This is a genomic window from Paludisphaera soli, assembly GCF_011064595.1.
Taxonomy (GTDB): Bacteria; Planctomycetota; Planctomycetia; order Isosphaerales; family Isosphaeraceae; genus Paludisphaera; species Paludisphaera soli.
The window spans coordinates 457,198-471,450 of sequence record NZ_JAALJI010000002.1; the positions used below are offsets into that span (position 1 = coordinate 457,198).

Sequence of the window (14,253 nt, forward strand, 5' to 3'; positions counted from 1 at the left end):
CGCCGTCCCGCCGGATCGATCGGGCGGGCTCAGGTGGGGACCTTGACGCGATCGACGATGTCCCGGATGATGGCCTCCGCCGCGCCGAACTCGCCGGCCTGGAGGAACGACTTGCCCAGGACGCGGTGGGCCAGGACCGGGACCGCCAGCGACTTGACGTCGTCCGGCACCACGAAATCCCGCCCCGAGACCATCGCCAGGCTCTGGGCCGCGCGGTAGAGCGTCAACGCCCCCCGGGTGCTGACGCCGACGTGCAGGTCCTCGCTCCGGCGGGTCAGGTGGACGATGTCCAGCAGGTAGTCGGCGATCGCCTCGTCCACGCGGACCCGGCGGACGCCGTCCTGGAGGTGGACCACGTCGGCCGCCGTCAGCACCGGCTTCAGGGTGGTGACCGGCTCCCCGGCGCGGTGGTCGTGCAACAGCCGACGCTCCTCGGATCGGATGGGATAGCCCATCCGGATCCGGATCATGAAGCGGTCGAGCTGGCTCTCGGGGAGGACGTAGGTCCCCTCGAACTCGTAGGGGTTCTGGGTCGCCAGGACGATGAACGGCGGCGGCAGCGGGTACGTGACCCCCTCCACCGACACCTGGCGGTCGCTCATCGCCTCCAGAAGCGCGCTCTGGGTCCGCGGGGTGGTGCGGTTGATCTCGTCGGCCAGGACGACGTGGCTGAAGACCGGGCCGGGCTTGAAGACGAACTCGCTCGACGGGGCGTGGAAGACGCTCGACCCCAGCACGTCGGAGGGGAGCAGATCCGGGGTGAACTGGATTCGCCGGAACGAACAGTCGATACTGGCCGCGAGGGCCCGCGCCAGCAGCGTCTTGCCGACGCCGGGCACGTCCTCGACCAGGACGTGGCCCTGGGCCAGCAGCGCGACCACGGCGAGCTTGATGGACTCGGCCTTGCCGAGCACCACCTGGCCGACGTTCTCCTGCAGCCGGCTCGTCAGCGCGTAGAGGTCTTCCTGGGTGGGGGCGGCGGCGGTCGATTGCTGTGGGGTCATTCCGTGGGCTCGACGGGTTCGCGGGCGCAAGGATGCGGAGTCGGACCGAATCACTATAAACCAGCCGGACCGCGATTCCAACGCCCGCGCGGGGCCGCTGCGACGAACGTCCCGGAGATTCCGGGGAGAGGGGGACGGTGGCGGACGGCGGCGGCGAAACTCCCCTGGACGTGGTGATCCTGGCCGGCAGGCTGGGCCTGGACGACGACGGCTGGCCCCTGGGACCGCTCCTCGACCGCCTGGAGGAGCGTGGGATCGCCCCTCGCGCGGTCTGCACCGGTCGGGCCGACGCGCGGGAGGATCCCCGCGTCCTGGAGATCCCCGCCCTCGGCCGCCGCTGGCTCAAGAGCCTGGCCGTCCGCCGCGTCTTCCAGGGGCGGGCCGTGCCCCGCCCCGCCGTGCTCCACGCCATCCACGAGGAGACGGCCGAGACGGCCCTGGCGATGGCCGAGACCTGGCGGATCCCCTACATCCAGACGGTCGACGACTTCCTCGTCGCCGAGGACGGCCTGCGCATCAGCCGCCGCTGGCTCCACGCCCTGGTCGCCTCCAGCGAGGAGCTGCGCGACGTCCTGGTCGACGAGCTGGGCGTCCCGGCCGACCGCGTGGTCGCGATCCCGCCCGGGGTCGTCGTCGAGCCGGGCCCGCCCCGGGCCCCCGGGTCCACGGTGCCGGTCGTGGGGGTCGCCGGGCCGCCGCTGGCCGAGACCGGGTTCGCCGTCTTCCTGGAGGCCGCCCGGATCGTCCTGGCCAAGGGCCGCGACCTGGAGTTCCTGATCGCCGTCCAGGGAGGCGACTCGATCGAGGTCCGCCGCCGCGCCCTGGCCCTGCGCATCCAGGAGCGCGTCACCGTCGCCGACTTCGACGTCGTCGGCCCCCGCCTCTGGTCGGCCGTCGACGTCTACTGCCAGCCGGCGCTGGAGCCCAGCATGGGGAGGACGCTCACCCTGGCCCTGGTCCAGGGGGTCCCCAGCATCGCCGCCAACGTCCGGGGGCTCCACGGCCTGATCCAGCCCGGCCGGTCGGGGCTCCTCGTCCCCCCCGACGACCCGGCGAGCCTGGCCGACGCCCTGCTCCACCTCCTCGACCACCCCGCCTACGCCCTGGAGCTGGGCGCCGCCGCCCGGACCGCCCTCCGCGCCCGGTTCGACATCGACGCCGAGGCCGACAAGCTGGCCGCCCTCTACAAGCGGGCCGCCGAGCCCCCCGCCGTCATCCCGATCGCCGGCGCGGGCTCGGGCTCCCCGTCCACATCCTGACGCAGGATCAGGAAAGCCCGCACCGCCGCGCACCAGAAGAAGGCGAAGGTCCAGGCCTGCAAGGCCAGCCCGAAGGCCCCCGCCCAGGACTCCAGGGCGCCGCCGATCGAGCCCGGCCGCGCCGGGAAGGCCGCCAGGCCCATCCCCCAGACCGCCAGGTGCGCCGAAGCCCCGAGGAAGACCTCGAACGCCGCCAGGCCGAGCGTCCCCAGGACCCAGGCCGAGGCCGCGCACGCGGCCAGGGGCATCGGCCGATGTCGGACGTATCCGTAGGCCCGCGCGATCGCCGTCACGGCCTCTTCCGACTCGGCCGCCATCGCCGCGTGGACGAGCGGCCACGACGCCACCGCGAAGGCCAGCAAGGCCGCCGAGGCCAGCCCCAGGACCATCGGCGCGATCGACGCCGCCAGCGTCAGCGACGGCGCGAGCCGCGCGATCAGCCCGAAGCCGGCCGAGACGGCCGCCAGCATCAGCACGATGGCCGTCGGGTAGAGCGGCGCCGCCGCGAGACCCCCCGCGTGCCGGAACCCGAATCCGACCGCCTCGCGCAGGCCGCCGCGCTCGCCCCCGCCGGCCTCGGCCGCGGCCAGCCGGCAGATCGCGCCCCCCGCCACCCCCAGCACCGCCGCCGCCCAGGCCAGCCGGGCCAGCCCGGGTGCGAAGGTCCCCTCCGGGCCGTCGATCGCGAACATCGACCGCAAGGGCGCGATCAGCACGCGGAACGGTCGGGTCAGGTTCCCGGCCGGCCGGCGGATCGCCTCGGCGAAGTCGGCCGGCGACCGGAAGGGCGTGCCGTACAGGCTGGCGAACTCCAACGCGCGGAAGGGTCGAGCCCCGGGCGTCGGCGCGACCCGCTCGATCGCCCGCCAGCCCGCTTCCAGGGCCAGCAAGGCGACGGCCGCGATCAGGAGCTTGCGGGGGTCGAACGCGGCGGGCACGGCGCGGGCCAGGCCGGACCAGTCGCGGAGTCGGACCCGGTCCGGGTCGTTGGGATGCTTCGGTTCCTCGGCCATGGTCTCTCCGGCGACGGCCCCCTCGGGTCGGGCTCAGGGCTGCTGGCAGGCCAGGACGACGGCCCGGCCGACCGGGACGATCATCGTCGGACCGACCGCCGCCGGCAAGAGGACCGTCTCCCCCTTGCGGAAGGTCAGGTCGCCGCGCGGCGACGGCGCCCGCACCTCCCCCTCCAGGACCATCAGGATCGTGAACCGGTCGTCGCGCCCCATCTCGGCCGGCGACTCGATCGTCCAGCGCTCCAGCTCGAAGTAGCGGCAGCGGACGAGCGGCTCCCGGACGTCGCCGTCCTCCAGCACGAGGGCCGAGGGGGCGACCGGGCCGACCGGCCCGCGCGCGAAGTCGATGCAGCGGAGGGCCTGCTCGACGTGCAGGTCGCGGGGCTTGCCCTCGGCGTCGACCCGGTTCCAATCGAACACCCGGAAGGTGGCGTCCGACGTCTGCTGGACCTCGGCCAGCAGCACCCCCGCGCCGATGGCGTGGACGGTCCCCGCTTCGACGAGCACGCAGTCGCCGGGCTTCGGCTCGAAGGCGTGGAGCAGCGGCTCGACCTCGCCGGATCGGATCGCCCGCTCCAGTTCCTCGCGGGCCACGCCCGCCTTCAGCCCGGCGTACATGCGGGCCCCGGGATCGGCGGCCAGGACGACCCAGGCCTCGGTCTTGCCCCGGTCGTCGGCCAGTTCGCGGCCCAGCTCGTCGTCGGGGTGGACCTGGACCGAGAGCGGCTCGCGGGCGTCCAGGAGCTTGACCAGCAGCGGGAACTGGGCCGCCTCGCGGCCGCGGCCGAACAGCTCGGCGGGGCGGGAATGGACGAGGTCGCGGAGGGTCGTACCGGCCAGGGGCCCGAGGCGGATCACGCTGACGGCGTCATGGTAGTCGGCGACCTCCCAGCTCTCGGCGTAGTCGTCGCCGTCGCCCAGCGGCTTGCCCAGGACCGTCCCCAGCCGGCGGCCCCCCCAGACCAGCCGGCGGAGGATCGGCGTGAACGCGAGCGGTTCGAGCGGGGGCTGCATCGAAGGGGTCTCCATCCTGAGCCGGGCGGCGAGTCGGGGCGATCGGTCGGGGACCCCGCCATTTGTAACGCCGGGCCGAGCCGCCGTCCATCACCGGCCGGCGGGCTTCCGAGGCGGCCGGGGCCTGGCAATTCGGGGGGGCGGGTGCTAGACTCGTCGTCAGTAGGAACGCCCCCGCGCGACCGGTCGTCCCGGCGAGACCGACGCGCGGCGCCGCCCGCCAAGGGCTCCGGCCTCGGGACAGGCCGTCGCAGCCCGCGTCTCCTCCGCTTCCTCGATCCGACGCCCGAGCCCTTCCGAGGCGGGCGCATCCCCCCGTTGGTCCACGTCCAATGCCCAGCGATCGCGACCTCTTCACCGAAGAGCAGACGATGGTGACGATGAGCTTCGGCGAGCACCTCGAGGAGCTGCGCGTGCGGCTCATCCTGGCGCTCGCCGGCCTGTTCGTCGGCGTCCTGATCGTCTTCATCCCGCCGCTCGACATCGGCAAGCGGGTGATGGAGCAGATGGAGGCCCCCGCCAAGGTGGCCCTCACGAAGTTCTACAAGAGCGAGTACGCCAAGAAGCGGGCCGTCGCCGAGGCCGCCAAGATGGTCTCCGAGCCCATGCAGGCGGAGGTCCCCGCCGAGTCCTTCATCGAGGCCCTCCGCAAGCTCGCCCCGGAGGTGAAGCTCCCCGAGGCCGACGCGGTCAAGGGGCAGAACCTCATCTTCCCGATCCGCTACAAGCTCGCCGAGATGATCGACGCCAGCGAGCAGTCGGTGCTCCAGTTCGACAACTCGCTCATCTCGCTCGGCCCGCTCGAGACGATCACGATCTACTTCATGGTCTGCCTCGTCTCCGGCCTGGTGATGGCCAGCCCCTGGGTCTTCTACCAGATCTGGGCGTTCATCGCCGCCGGCCTCTACCGCCACGAGCGGCACTACGTCATGCGGTTCCTGCCCGTCTCGCTGGGCCTCTTCATGGGGGGCGTGGCGCTCTGCTTCTGGTTCGTGCTGCCGCTGACCCTGGCCTTCCTGCTCGACTTCAACGTCTGGCTGGGCGTCGCCCCGACCTTGCGGCTGAGCGAGTGGATGAGCTTCGCGACGATGCTCCCGCTGGTCTTCGGGATCGCCTTCCAGACCCCCCTGGTCATGCTCTTTCTGCAGCGCATCGGCATCTTCACGGTGGACGACTACCGCAGCAAGCGGAAGTTCGCCATCCTGATCATCACCATCGCCGCCGCCGTGCTGACCCCCGGCCAGGACCCGATCAGCATGTCGCTGCTGGCGGCCCCCATGATCCTGCTCTACGAGCTGGGCATCATCCTGATCGCCCGGGGCTCCAAGACCGCGCTCCCGGCCCGCGCCTGAGCTTCGCCCGGTCGCCTTGCGGACGAGGCGGCCGGGACCTAGACTTGAGCGCCGCCCCCGGGCGGCCCTCGTCTCCTCTACTCCACCGGTTCGCTCTACGGCGGTCGCGATGCAACAGGTCAGCGTGGGATTGGTCGGACTGGGGACCGTGGGCGCGGGCGTGGCCCGGATCCTGACGCAGCACGCCGACCGCATCGCCCGACGCGCGGGTCGCCGGATCGACTGCAAGTGGGCCGTCGTCCGCGACCTGAAGAAGCCCCGCGAGGGCGACTTCGAGGGCCTGCGGATCGTCGACGACCCCCGCCGCGTGATCGACGACCCCGAGGTCGCGATCGTCGTCGAGCTGATCGGCGGGGTCGACGCGGCCCGCCGGATCGTCCTGGACGCGCTGGCGGCCGGCAAGCACGTCGTCACGGCCAACAAGGCGCTGCTGGCCGAGCACGGCCCGGAGATCTTCGCCGCCGCCCGGAAGGCCGACCGCGCCGTGGCGTTCGAGGCCAGCTCGGCCGGCGGCGTCCCGATCGTCGGCGCGATCAACGTGGGCCTGGCGGCGAACCAGATCCAGAGCCTGGCGGCGATCCTCAACGGCACCTGCAACTACATCCTCACCCAGATGACCCAGGGGGGGATCGCCTACGCCGACGCCCTCGCCGGGGCCCAGGCGCTCGGCTACGCCGAGGCCGATCCCACGCTCGACGTCGACGGCACCGACACCGCCCACAAGCTCGCCATCCTGGCGCAACTGGCCTTCGGGGCGAACGTCACGACGGCCGACATCCCCCGCGAGGGGATCGACCGCCTGGAGCTGGCCGACCTAACCTACGCCCGCGAGCTGGGCTACACGATCAAGCTGCTGGCCCACGCCCGGCTGGCCGACGGCGCGTTGGAGCTGCGGGTGGCCCCCACGCTCGTCCGCCGCGACGCGCCGCTCGCCCAGGTCCACGGCCCCTACAACGCCGTCCGCGCCGTCGGCGACGCCGTGGGCGACACCCTCTTCTACGGCCGGGGCGCCGGCATGATGCCGACCGCCTCGGCCGTCGTCGCCGACCTGATCGACGTCGTCGTCGGCCGGGCCCTGCTGACCTCCCGGACGCTCGACTTCTGGTCGACCGAGGCCCCCGCCGTCCCGCTCCTGCCGCCGAGCCGCTCGCGCAGGCGCAACTACCTGCGGTTCCTGATCGCCGACCGGCCCGGGGTGATCGCGGCGATCGCCCAGATCCTCGGCGACAAGGGGATCAGCATCGCCAGCGTGATCCAGCACGAGCCGGGCGACGAAGGCGAGGGCGACGAGGCCACCGTCCCCCTGGTCATCATGACCCACCTGGCCGTCGAGGAGCACCTCCGCGAGGCCATCGCCCAGATCGACCGCCTCGACGTCGTCCGCGCCCCCAGCGTCCGCCTCGGCGTCGAGGAGTGACCCGGGCCGCGTCGAGCCCCCCTCGCCTTTCCCCAGGATCTCAGGAGCCCGCCGTGCCCTCCCCCGCCCAGGCCAAGTACGTCATCGTGATCCCCGACGGGGCCGCCGACGAGCCGTTCGAGGCGCTCGGCGGCAAGACGGCCCTGCAGGCGGCCGACCTGCGGGCGATGGACCGCGTCGCCGCCGAAGGGCTCGTCGGCCGCTCCCGCAACGTCCCCGACCGCTTCCTCCCCGCCAGCGACGTCGCCACCCTCAGCCTCTTCGGCTACGACCCGGAAGCCTATTACACCGGCCGCGCCCCGCTGGAGGCCGCCGCGATGGGCGTGACCCTCGGCCCGGAGGACTGGGCCGTGCGCTGCAACCTCATGACCATCGCCGACGGCAGGCTCGAAGACTTCACCGCCGGGCACATCACCAGCGAGGACGGCGCGCCGATCCTGGCGACCCTCCAGGCCGAGCTGGGCCGCCCCGACGTCGAGTTTCACGCCGGCGTCAGCTACCGCAACCTGATGGTTTACCGCGGCAAGCCGGGAGAGCCCCGCCTCTCCGCCGAGACGAGGACCGTCCCCCCCCACGACCACCCCGGTCAGCCGGCCGCGGACTACCTCCCCCAGGGCCCGGGCGCCGACCTGCTCCTCGACCTGATGAAGCGGGCCGAGCCGATCCTGGCGAGCCACCCGGTCAACCTCGCTCGGGTCGCCCGAGGCGAGAAGCCGGCGAGCGCCATCTGGCTCTGGGGCCAGGGCCCCGCCCCCCACATGCCCCCCTTCCGCGAGCTGCACGGCCTCAAGGGGGCCATCATCTCGGCCGTCGACCTGGTGCGCGGCGTCGGCGTGCTGGCGGGCTGGGACCGGATCGACGTGCCGACCGCCACCGGGTACCTCGACACCGACTACGCCGCCAAGGGCCGCGCCGGGATCGCCGCCCTGGCCGACCACGACGTCGTCTGCGTCCACGTCGAGGCCCCCGACGAGGCCAGCCACGAGGGCCGGGCCGACGCGAAGGTCGAGGCCATCGAGCGGATCGACCGCGACATCGTCGCCCCGATCCTCGACCACCTGAAGTCGACCGGCGCCCCCTGGCGGATCCTGATCTCCCCCGACCACTCCACCCTGCTCCGCACCCGCGCCCACGACCGCGCCCCCGTCGCCTGGACCATCGCCGGCGCGAACATCCCGGCCTCGGGCCTCCGCTACGACGAGGCCCACGCCCGCGACGGCGGCGGCCCGTTCTTCGACCAGGGCTGGCGGCTCATGGCGAAGTTCCTGGACCTGGGCTGGACGGGCCGCTGAATCGGGCGGGGCGACCGGGCCGGGGCCGCCCCCAGCGTCACCGCACGGCCGCCCCGATCAGCGCCTCCAGCTTCCTATCGAGCCCCTTCGCGACCTCGTCGACCGCGCCGTCGCGGAACTGGCCGAACAGCGACGAGGGCCGGTCGTATTCGACGCACGTCCGGCCCGGCTCGACCTCGTGGATCAGCACGCGGAGCGGCGCGTAGAGCCCCGCCCCGACGGCGTGCCGGGTCATCTCGACGGCGAACAACGGATTGCCGATGACGTACTGGACGGCCCGGACTTCTCGGCCGACCAGGCCCAGCAGCTTCCCGTGATCCTGGCTGCCGAACAGCATGAAGCCGCTGGGCCCGGCCATCCGCTCCAGTTCCGCCCGCGTCGCGTCGGCGGCGCCCGCCTCCAGCAACGCCCGGTGCCTCGCCGCGTCGAACGTCCCCAGCCGGGCCAGGAACGCGGCCGAGACCTCGTCGAAGCCCTTCTCCGCGACCAGCCGGACGTGCTCAACCTCGACGCGCGTGACGGTCTCCATCGGGCGATCTCCTGCGGCGACGGCCTCGCCGGATGAAGACGGCCCGCCGAGGCGGGCGACGATCCCCATGACGACGAGCGAGACGGCCGCGTACCCGGTCCGCGATTTCATCAGGCCCGGCCCTCGGCCCCGAAGTCGGCGTCGAGCACGATCCGATAGCGGGCCTTGCCGGCCTTCAGGCGGTCGAAGGCCTCGTTGATCCGGCTCATCGGCAGGTGCTCGGTCTGCGGGGCGACGCCGTGCCGCGCCGCGAACTCCAGCATCGTCGCGATCGCCACCGGGGAGCCGGTCGGCGAGCTGGAGACGCTGGCCTGACGCATCAGGAGCGGGAAGACCGGGATGGGGATCGGCTCCGGCACCACGCCGACGACGTGCATCCGGCCGTTCGGGCGGAGCGTGGCGATCAGGGCGGCCCAGTCGAGCTGGACGTTCGTGGTGACGATCAGCAGGTCCAGCGAGCGTTCGAGCTTGCGGACGGCCTCGGCGTCGCGGGTGGCGACGACGTGGTGGGCCCCGAAGCCGCGGGCCTCCTCGAACTTCGCCGGGCTGGAGGTGAACGCGGTGACCTCGCAGCCGAAGGCGGCGGCGAACTTCACCCCCATGTGCCCCAGCCCGCCGATCCCCACCACGCCGACGCGGCTCATCGGCGTGGCGAACCTCGCCAGGGGGTTGAACACGGTGATCCCGCCGCAGAGGAGCGGACCGGCGTCGGCCGCGGGGAGGCCCTCGGGGATCGGCACGGTCCAGGCCCAATGAGCCCGGACCCGGCTGGCGAAGCCGCCGCGGTGGCCGACGATCGTCGGCTGGGCGGTCGCGCATAGGTGCTGGTCGCCCGAGAGGCACGGGCGGCAGTGCATGCAGCTCCCCGCCGTCCAGCCGACGCCGACCTGCTCGCCGACCCTCCGCCCCTTGGCGGCCGGCCCGACCGCGACCACGCGGCCGACGGCCTCGTGTCCGAGCACCGCCGGGAAGGCGCCGAACCCCCAGTCGTCCTCGCGCACCGACAGGTCGGAATGGCAGAGGCCGCAGTGCTGGACCTCGACCTCCACCTCCTCGTCCCCGAGCGGGCCGAGGTCGACCCTCTCCCGGACGAGTTCCTTACCGGCCGCCGGAACCACCCACGCGTCGATCTCGGACATCCGCCTGCTCGCTTTCTCGGGGCGACCGGCGGCGATCCCGGCCCGTCGGGGCCGCCGCCCGATTTTCTGTACCATGTGATACAATGAATTTAGGGGCACGCCCGGCGCGGGTCAAGGGTCTCATGGGAGGGATTTCGCCATGCCTTCCGGTCGGGTTCGGCAGTTCGACGCGGACGAGGCCCTGGAGCGGGCGATGGAGGTCTTCTGGACGAGGGGCTACGAGGGGGCGACGCTCGACGAGCTGACGGCGGGCATGGGGATCAACCGCCCGAGCCTCTACGCGGCCTTCGGCAACAAGGAGCAGCTCTTTCGCAAGGCGCTGGAGCGCTACCGAGCGGGGCCGATCGGATTCATCCGGGAGGCCCTCCTGCGGCCGACCGCGCGGGCCGCGGCCGAGGCCGTGCTGGACGGGATGCTCCGGCTGGTGTGCGACCCCGCGAACCCGGGCGGGTGCCTGGCCGTCCAGGCGGCCCTGACCTCCGGCGCCGACGCCGAGCCGATCCGTCGCGAACTGGCCGCCGGCCGCGAGCGCGCCGTGGCCGCGATCCGCGAGCGGTTCGAACGGGCCCGGCGGGAGGGGGAACTCCCCGAGCGGACCGATTGCGCCGCGCTCGCGCGCTTCGTGGCGACGGTCATGCACGGCCTGGCCGTCCAGGCGGCGGGGGGCGCCGACCCCGAGGAGCTGCGACGCGCCGCCGACCTGGCGATGCGGGCCTGGCCCACGGCCTGATCGCCCACGCCCGCCGTTCAGGCCGACTCGTCCGCGAAGAAGACGGCCAGCCAGACGGTCGGCTCGTCGGGAGACGTCCACTCGACGCGATGGCGGCGGTGGGCGGGGATCATCAGGTGGTCGCCGGGGCCGAGGGCCACCTCCTCGTCGGGCCCTTCGAACCGCAGCCGCGCCGCGCCCCGGAGGACGGCGACGAACTCGTGCTCGTCCTGGTCGTACCAGAACCCTTCGGGCGACGCCTGGCCGTGTGAGATGATCCGCTCGACGCGGGCCCAGGCCGAGCGAGCCAGGATTTCGACGATCTCGTGGACCGATCCCAGGGGCGTCGCGGCGTACAAATTATCCATCCGCGTTCGCTCCGAAATGGTCAGCCCCGCCTCTCCATCCCTCGATCCCGTCGCATGGTTATCTCCGGGACGCGCGAGCGTGACACCCCCCTTCGGCCCGGTCGGGAATCCGGAGCGTGGGGACGAGCCGCGAAAACCCCCTCGAATCGCGCCGAACGAACCCAATTTTTCACGATCCTTAAAATCATTGTAAGAAACGGCTTATATCTAGAATCGGCTTCGTTCGGCGAGCGCGAACGAAGCCGATTTCGAAGTCGATTTCGCGGCCGGGCCGGGCTCGGGGAGATGGGACGGCGGCGCGAAGATTGCGGAGGCTGGGCAAGGTGGAACTCCGGATTGACCATTCTGCGGGCCGCGCGTATCTTGCGCACGAGTCCGATCGCGCGTCCTCGTCTCGTCCCCCTCGATCGAAGTCGCCGGATCCCGGCGGCCGCGGGCGGGCCGTTTCCCATCACTCCGTCGCTTGCCGTCCGATGGGGGTTTGATGCGAAGAAAGCTCTCGAAGAGGTGGAAGGTCCTCGGGGCGCTGGTCGGCCTGGCCGTGCTGGTGCCGGCGGGGGGCTGGTTCTGCCTGACCTATGAGCCGCGTTATTATCGGGACATGGTCCCTCTAGCGTTGTCTCGCGAGCAGATCGAGGGCCGGGCGAAGCACTTCGTGGCCCAGAGCCTCCAGCTCCGCAACGACATCAGCAACGAGCCGACGTGGGAGGCGGTCTTCTCCGACCAGGAGGTGAACGCCTGGCTGGCCGAGGACCTGGTGACGCACTTCGCCGACCAGCTCCCGCCCCAGGTCCGCGAGCCCCGCGTGCTGTTCGAGTCGGGCCGGGTGATCCTGGCCTTCCGGCTGGAGCGCGGGGGGATCTCGTCGGTCATCACGGTGGTCGCCCGGCCTCGGATCCCGGCCGACAACACCGTCGAGCTGACGCTGGAGAAGATCCGCGCCGGGATCCTGCCGGTGCCGGCCGACCGCGTGCTCGACCGGATCATCGAGATGGGCCACGACTACGGCGTGGACGTGGTCTGGCGGAAGGTGGACGGCTATCCGGTGGTCCAGCTCCACTACATGCCGAACCGCCAGCGCGACGACGTGCGGCTCGACGACGTGGAGATCCGGGCCGGGCGCATCCGCCTGGCCGGCCGCTCCGACCGCACCCGGGGGGCCTTCTACACGCCGCGACTCCCCTCGCGGAAGATCCTCCAGTCGGCGTTCCCCAGGGAGATCTTCCAGGCCGGCTCGTCGTCCGGCTCGCGTCGGGGCCGCCTGGTGAGGAGGACCTCGCCGACGAGCTGACGGCCTTGCAGCCTCACGCGGACGAGGTCGTCCGCCCACTCGATCGGGACGTAGACGCCGCCGTCGACCCGCCTCACCGACCCTCGCCCGCGCGAGACCGGCCCCTCGTAGTCGAGGTACGCCGCGCGATGATCCGCCAGCGCCCGCGCGGGCGCCTCCGCACCGGGCCCGGGCAGGTCGTCGAGGGCCCAGGTCTTGAGGACCCCGCCCCGCTCCAGCATGAAATCCCAGTGGACCCCCTCCCAGCGGTGCTCCAGGAGCACGAACCGGGCCGGGGGGGCGTCCGGCCCCCGCATGTCGCGACTCCTCGACCGGGGCGGTGATTCCGCGTAAGCTGGGGGGAAGCCCGATCGCGGGCCTTCCCATCCCCCCGCCCCCCGGTTTCGATGGTAAGCTCTCTCGACCCCAAACGACAGGGCCGAGAGCCACCCCCCCGGAGCAGCCCGCGTGACTCCCAAAGAAGTACTGGCGCAGATCCGGCAACGCGAGGTCACGACCGTCGACCTGCGGTTCATGGACTTCCCCGGCGTCTGGCAGCATTTCTCCATCCCCGCCGACGCCCTCACCGAGGAGACCTTCGAGGAAGGCCTCGGCTTCGACGGCTCCAGCGTCGTCGGCTGGCGGGCCATCAACGAGGCCGACCTCCTGGTCGTCCCCCAGCCCGAGACCGCGCTCGTGGACCCCTTCATGGCCCAGCCCACGCTGACCATGATCTGCAACATCCACGACCCGATCACCCACCAGGACTACACCCGAGACCCCCGCAACATCGCCCGCAAGGCCGTCGCCTACATGCGCAGCACCGGCGTCGCCGACTACTGCCTGCTCGCCCCCGAGCTGGAGTTCTTCGTCTTCGACGACGTCCGGTTCGACCAGCGCGCCAACGAGGCGTTCTACCACGTCGACTCGGCCGAAGGGGCCTGGAACCGAGGCCGGGTCGAGGGGCCCAACCTCGGCTACAAGACCGGCTCCGGCCTGGGCTACTTCCCCTGCCCGCCGACCGATTCCCTGGTCAACCTCCGCTCCGACATGGCCCGGCTGATGGCCGAGTGCGGCATCGCCACCTCCGCCCACTTCCACGAGGTGGCCACCGGCGGCCAGTGCGAGATCGACCTCGACGCCAGCGACCTGATGGAGAGCGCGGATCGGGTGATGATGGCCCGGTACATCATCCGCAACGTCGCCGCCCGCGGCGGCAAGACCGCCACGTTCATGCCCAAGCCCCTGTACGGCGACAACGGCTCGGGGATGCACACCCACCTTTCGCTCTGGAAGGACGACGAGCCGATCCTCTCGGGCAACGGCTACGCCGGCATGAGCGACCTGGGCCTCTATGCGATCGGCGGCCTGCTCAAGCACGCCGCGGCCCTCTGCGCCTTCGCCAACCCCACGACCAACAGCTACAAGCGGCTCATCGAGGGGTTCGAGGCCCCCACCAAGGTCGCCTACAGCCGCCGCAACCGCGCGGCGATCGTCCGGATCCCGGTCTCCGGGGCCAGCCCGCGCAGCCGACGGGTCGAGTACCGCTGCCCGGACGCCGCGGCCAACCCCTACCTGCTCTTCTCGGCGATGCTCATGGCGGTGCTCGACGGCGTGCAGAACAAGATCCGCCCCGGCGACCCGCTCGACAAGGACATCTACGACCTGCAGCCCGAGGAGCTGGCCAAGGTCCCCACCACGCCCCGCTCGCTGGAAGCCTCGCTCGACGCCCTCCGCGCCGACCACGAGTTCCTGCTCCGGGGAGACGTCTTCACCCCCGACGTCGTCGACACCTGGATCTGGTACAAGCAGACCTACGAGGTGGAGGCGATCCGCGTCCGCCCCCACCCCTACGAGTTCAACCTGTACTACGACGTCTGAGCCGCG

At 72.2% G+C, this 14,253-nt stretch carries 13 protein-coding genes and 1 pseudogene; 7 read left to right on the forward strand and 7 right to left on the reverse strand.

Annotated features, from left to right (window positions below; all coding sequences use genetic code 11):
* Positions 1 to 29 precede the first annotated feature (29 nt).
* Positions 30 to 1,004: an AAA family ATPase gene (locus G6O68_RS04720; protein WP_165245336.1), complete on the reverse strand. Its 975-nt coding sequence runs from the start codon at positions 1,002 to 1,004 to the stop codon at positions 30 to 32.
* A 137-nt stretch (positions 1,005 to 1,141) separates the two neighbouring features.
* Between G6O68_RS04720 and G6O68_RS04725 the strand changes: the two genes are divergently transcribed.
* Complete coding sequence (locus G6O68_RS04725; protein WP_165245338.1) at positions 1,142 to 2,263, forward strand: glycosyltransferase family 4 protein; 1,122 nt, start codon at positions 1,142 to 1,144, stop codon at positions 2,261 to 2,263.
* Here the strand turns inward: G6O68_RS04725 and G6O68_RS04730 are convergent.
* Together G6O68_RS04730 and G6O68_RS04735 are read right to left on the reverse strand one after the other, a co-directional pair.
* Entirely contained in the window at positions 2,188 to 3,276 is a 1,089-nt protein-coding gene (locus tag G6O68_RS04730) for a hypothetical protein (RefSeq protein WP_165245340.1), read from the reverse strand. The genes G6O68_RS04725 and G6O68_RS04730 overlap by 76 nt on opposite strands.
* A gap of 33 nt (positions 3,277 to 3,309) precedes the next feature.
* Positions 3,310 to 4,290, reverse strand: a complete 981-nt coding sequence (locus G6O68_RS04735) for a type I phosphomannose isomerase catalytic subunit (protein ID WP_165245342.1) — start codon at positions 4,288 to 4,290, stop codon at positions 3,310 to 3,312.
* 332 nt (positions 4,291 to 4,622) lie between these two features.
* On the opposite strand from G6O68_RS04735, the gene tatC reads away from it, so the two are divergent.
* The 3 genes from tatC to G6O68_RS04750 all read left to right on the forward strand — a co-directional run bounded on the left by tatC (position 4,623) and on the right by G6O68_RS04750 (position 8,351).
* Positions 4,623 to 5,642 carry a twin-arginine translocase subunit TatC gene (tatC, locus tag G6O68_RS04740; RefSeq protein WP_165245344.1) on the forward strand — a complete coding sequence of 340 codons (1,020 nt, stop codon included), beginning with the start codon at positions 4,623 to 4,625 and terminating at the stop codon, positions 5,640 to 5,642.
* Positions 5,643 to 5,751: 109 nt separating this feature from the next.
* Positions 5,752 to 7,059 (forward strand): homoserine dehydrogenase, encoded by a 1,308-nt coding sequence (locus G6O68_RS04745; protein WP_165245346.1) that lies wholly within the window; start codon positions 5,752 to 5,754, stop codon positions 7,057 to 7,059.
* A gap of 53 nt (positions 7,060 to 7,112) precedes the next feature.
* The gene (locus G6O68_RS04750) at positions 7,113 to 8,351 is read left to right on the forward strand and encodes a cofactor-independent phosphoglycerate mutase (protein ID WP_165245348.1); all 1,239 of its coding nucleotides are present in this window, start codon (positions 7,113 to 7,115) and stop codon (positions 8,349 to 8,351) included.
* Positions 8,352 to 8,388: 37 nt separating this feature from the next.
* Here G6O68_RS04750 and G6O68_RS04755 read toward each other — a convergent pair whose 3' ends face one another.
* Positions 8,389 to 8,991, reverse strand: coding sequence for a DUF302 domain-containing protein (locus G6O68_RS04755; protein WP_206108014.1), 603 nt, complete (start codon positions 8,989 to 8,991; stop codon positions 8,389 to 8,391).
* The gene (gene ahr, locus G6O68_RS04760) at positions 8,991 to 10,019 is read right to left on the reverse strand and encodes an NADPH-dependent aldehyde reductase Ahr (protein ID WP_165245350.1); all 1,029 of its coding nucleotides are present in this window, start codon (positions 10,017 to 10,019) and stop codon (positions 8,991 to 8,993) included. The genes G6O68_RS04755 and ahr overlap by 1 nt, the downstream gene beginning before the upstream one ends.
* Positions 10,020 to 10,158: 139 nt before the next feature.
* Here ahr and G6O68_RS04765 point away from each other — a divergent pair, with 139 nt between their 5' ends.
* Entirely contained in the window at positions 10,159 to 10,749 is a 591-nt protein-coding gene (locus tag G6O68_RS04765; RefSeq protein WP_165245352.1) for a TetR/AcrR family transcriptional regulator, read from the forward strand.
* Positions 10,750 to 10,766: 17 nt separating this feature from the next.
* On the opposite strand, the gene G6O68_RS04770 is transcribed toward G6O68_RS04765, so the two are convergent.
* Positions 10,767 to 11,096 carry a cupin domain-containing protein gene (locus G6O68_RS04770; RefSeq protein ID WP_165245354.1) on the reverse strand — a complete coding sequence of 110 codons (330 nt, stop codon included), beginning with the start codon at positions 11,094 to 11,096 and terminating at the stop codon, positions 10,767 to 10,769.
* Between the two features lie 484 nt (positions 11,097 to 11,580).
* Here G6O68_RS04770 and G6O68_RS33485 point away from each other — a divergent pair, with 484 nt between their 5' ends.
* Positions 11,581 to 12,387, forward strand: coding sequence for a hypothetical protein (locus tag G6O68_RS33485; protein ID WP_390625349.1), 807 nt, complete (start codon positions 11,581 to 11,583; stop codon positions 12,385 to 12,387).
* 29 nt (positions 12,388 to 12,416) lie between these two features.
* Here the strand turns inward: G6O68_RS33485 and G6O68_RS33490 are convergent.
* Positions 12,417 to 12,935: pseudogene (locus G6O68_RS33490) on the reverse strand (DNA polymerase ligase N-terminal domain-containing protein); the annotation flags it as partial.
* On the opposite strand from G6O68_RS33490, the gene glnA reads away from it, so the two are divergent.
* Positions 12,835 to 14,247, forward strand: a complete 1,413-nt coding sequence (gene glnA, locus G6O68_RS04780; protein ID WP_165245358.1) for a type I glutamate--ammonia ligase — start codon at positions 12,835 to 12,837, stop codon at positions 14,245 to 14,247. The pseudogene G6O68_RS33490 and the gene glnA sit on opposite strands and share 101 nt — an antisense overlap.
* The last annotated feature ends 6 nt before the right edge of the window (positions 14,248 to 14,253 follow it).

Coding starts and splice junctions, on each gene's coding strand:
- G6O68_RS04720 (WP_165245336.1), bottom strand. CDS start 1,004: ATGACCCCACAGCAATCGACCGCCGCCGCCCCCACCCAGGAAGACCTC.
- G6O68_RS04730 (WP_165245340.1), bottom strand. CDS start 3,276: ATGGCCGAGGAACCGAAGCATCCCAACGACCCGGACCGGGTCCGACTC.
- G6O68_RS04735 (WP_165245342.1), bottom strand. CDS start 4,290: ATGCAGCCCCCGCTCGAACCGCTCGCGTTCACGCCGATCCTCCGCCGG.
- tatC (WP_165245344.1), top strand. CDS start 4,623: ATGCCCAGCGATCGCGACCTCTTCACCGAAGAGCAGACGATGGTGACG.
- G6O68_RS04745 (WP_165245346.1), top strand. CDS start 5,752: ATGCAACAGGTCAGCGTGGGATTGGTCGGACTGGGGACCGTGGGCGCG.
- G6O68_RS04755 (WP_206108014.1), bottom strand. CDS start 8,991: ATGAAATCGCGGACCGGGTACGCGGCCGTCTCGCTCGTCGTCATGGGG.
- ahr (WP_165245350.1), bottom strand. CDS start 10,019: ATGTCCGAGATCGACGCGTGGGTGGTTCCGGCGGCCGGTAAGGAACTC.
- G6O68_RS04765 (WP_165245352.1), top strand. CDS start 10,159: ATGCCTTCCGGTCGGGTTCGGCAGTTCGACGCGGACGAGGCCCTGGAG.
- G6O68_RS04770 (WP_165245354.1), bottom strand. CDS start 11,096: ATGGATAATTTGTACGCCGCGACGCCCCTGGGATCGGTCCACGAGATC.
- G6O68_RS33485 (WP_390625349.1), top strand. CDS start 11,581: ATGCGAAGAAAGCTCTCGAAGAGGTGGAAGGTCCTCGGGGCGCTGGTC.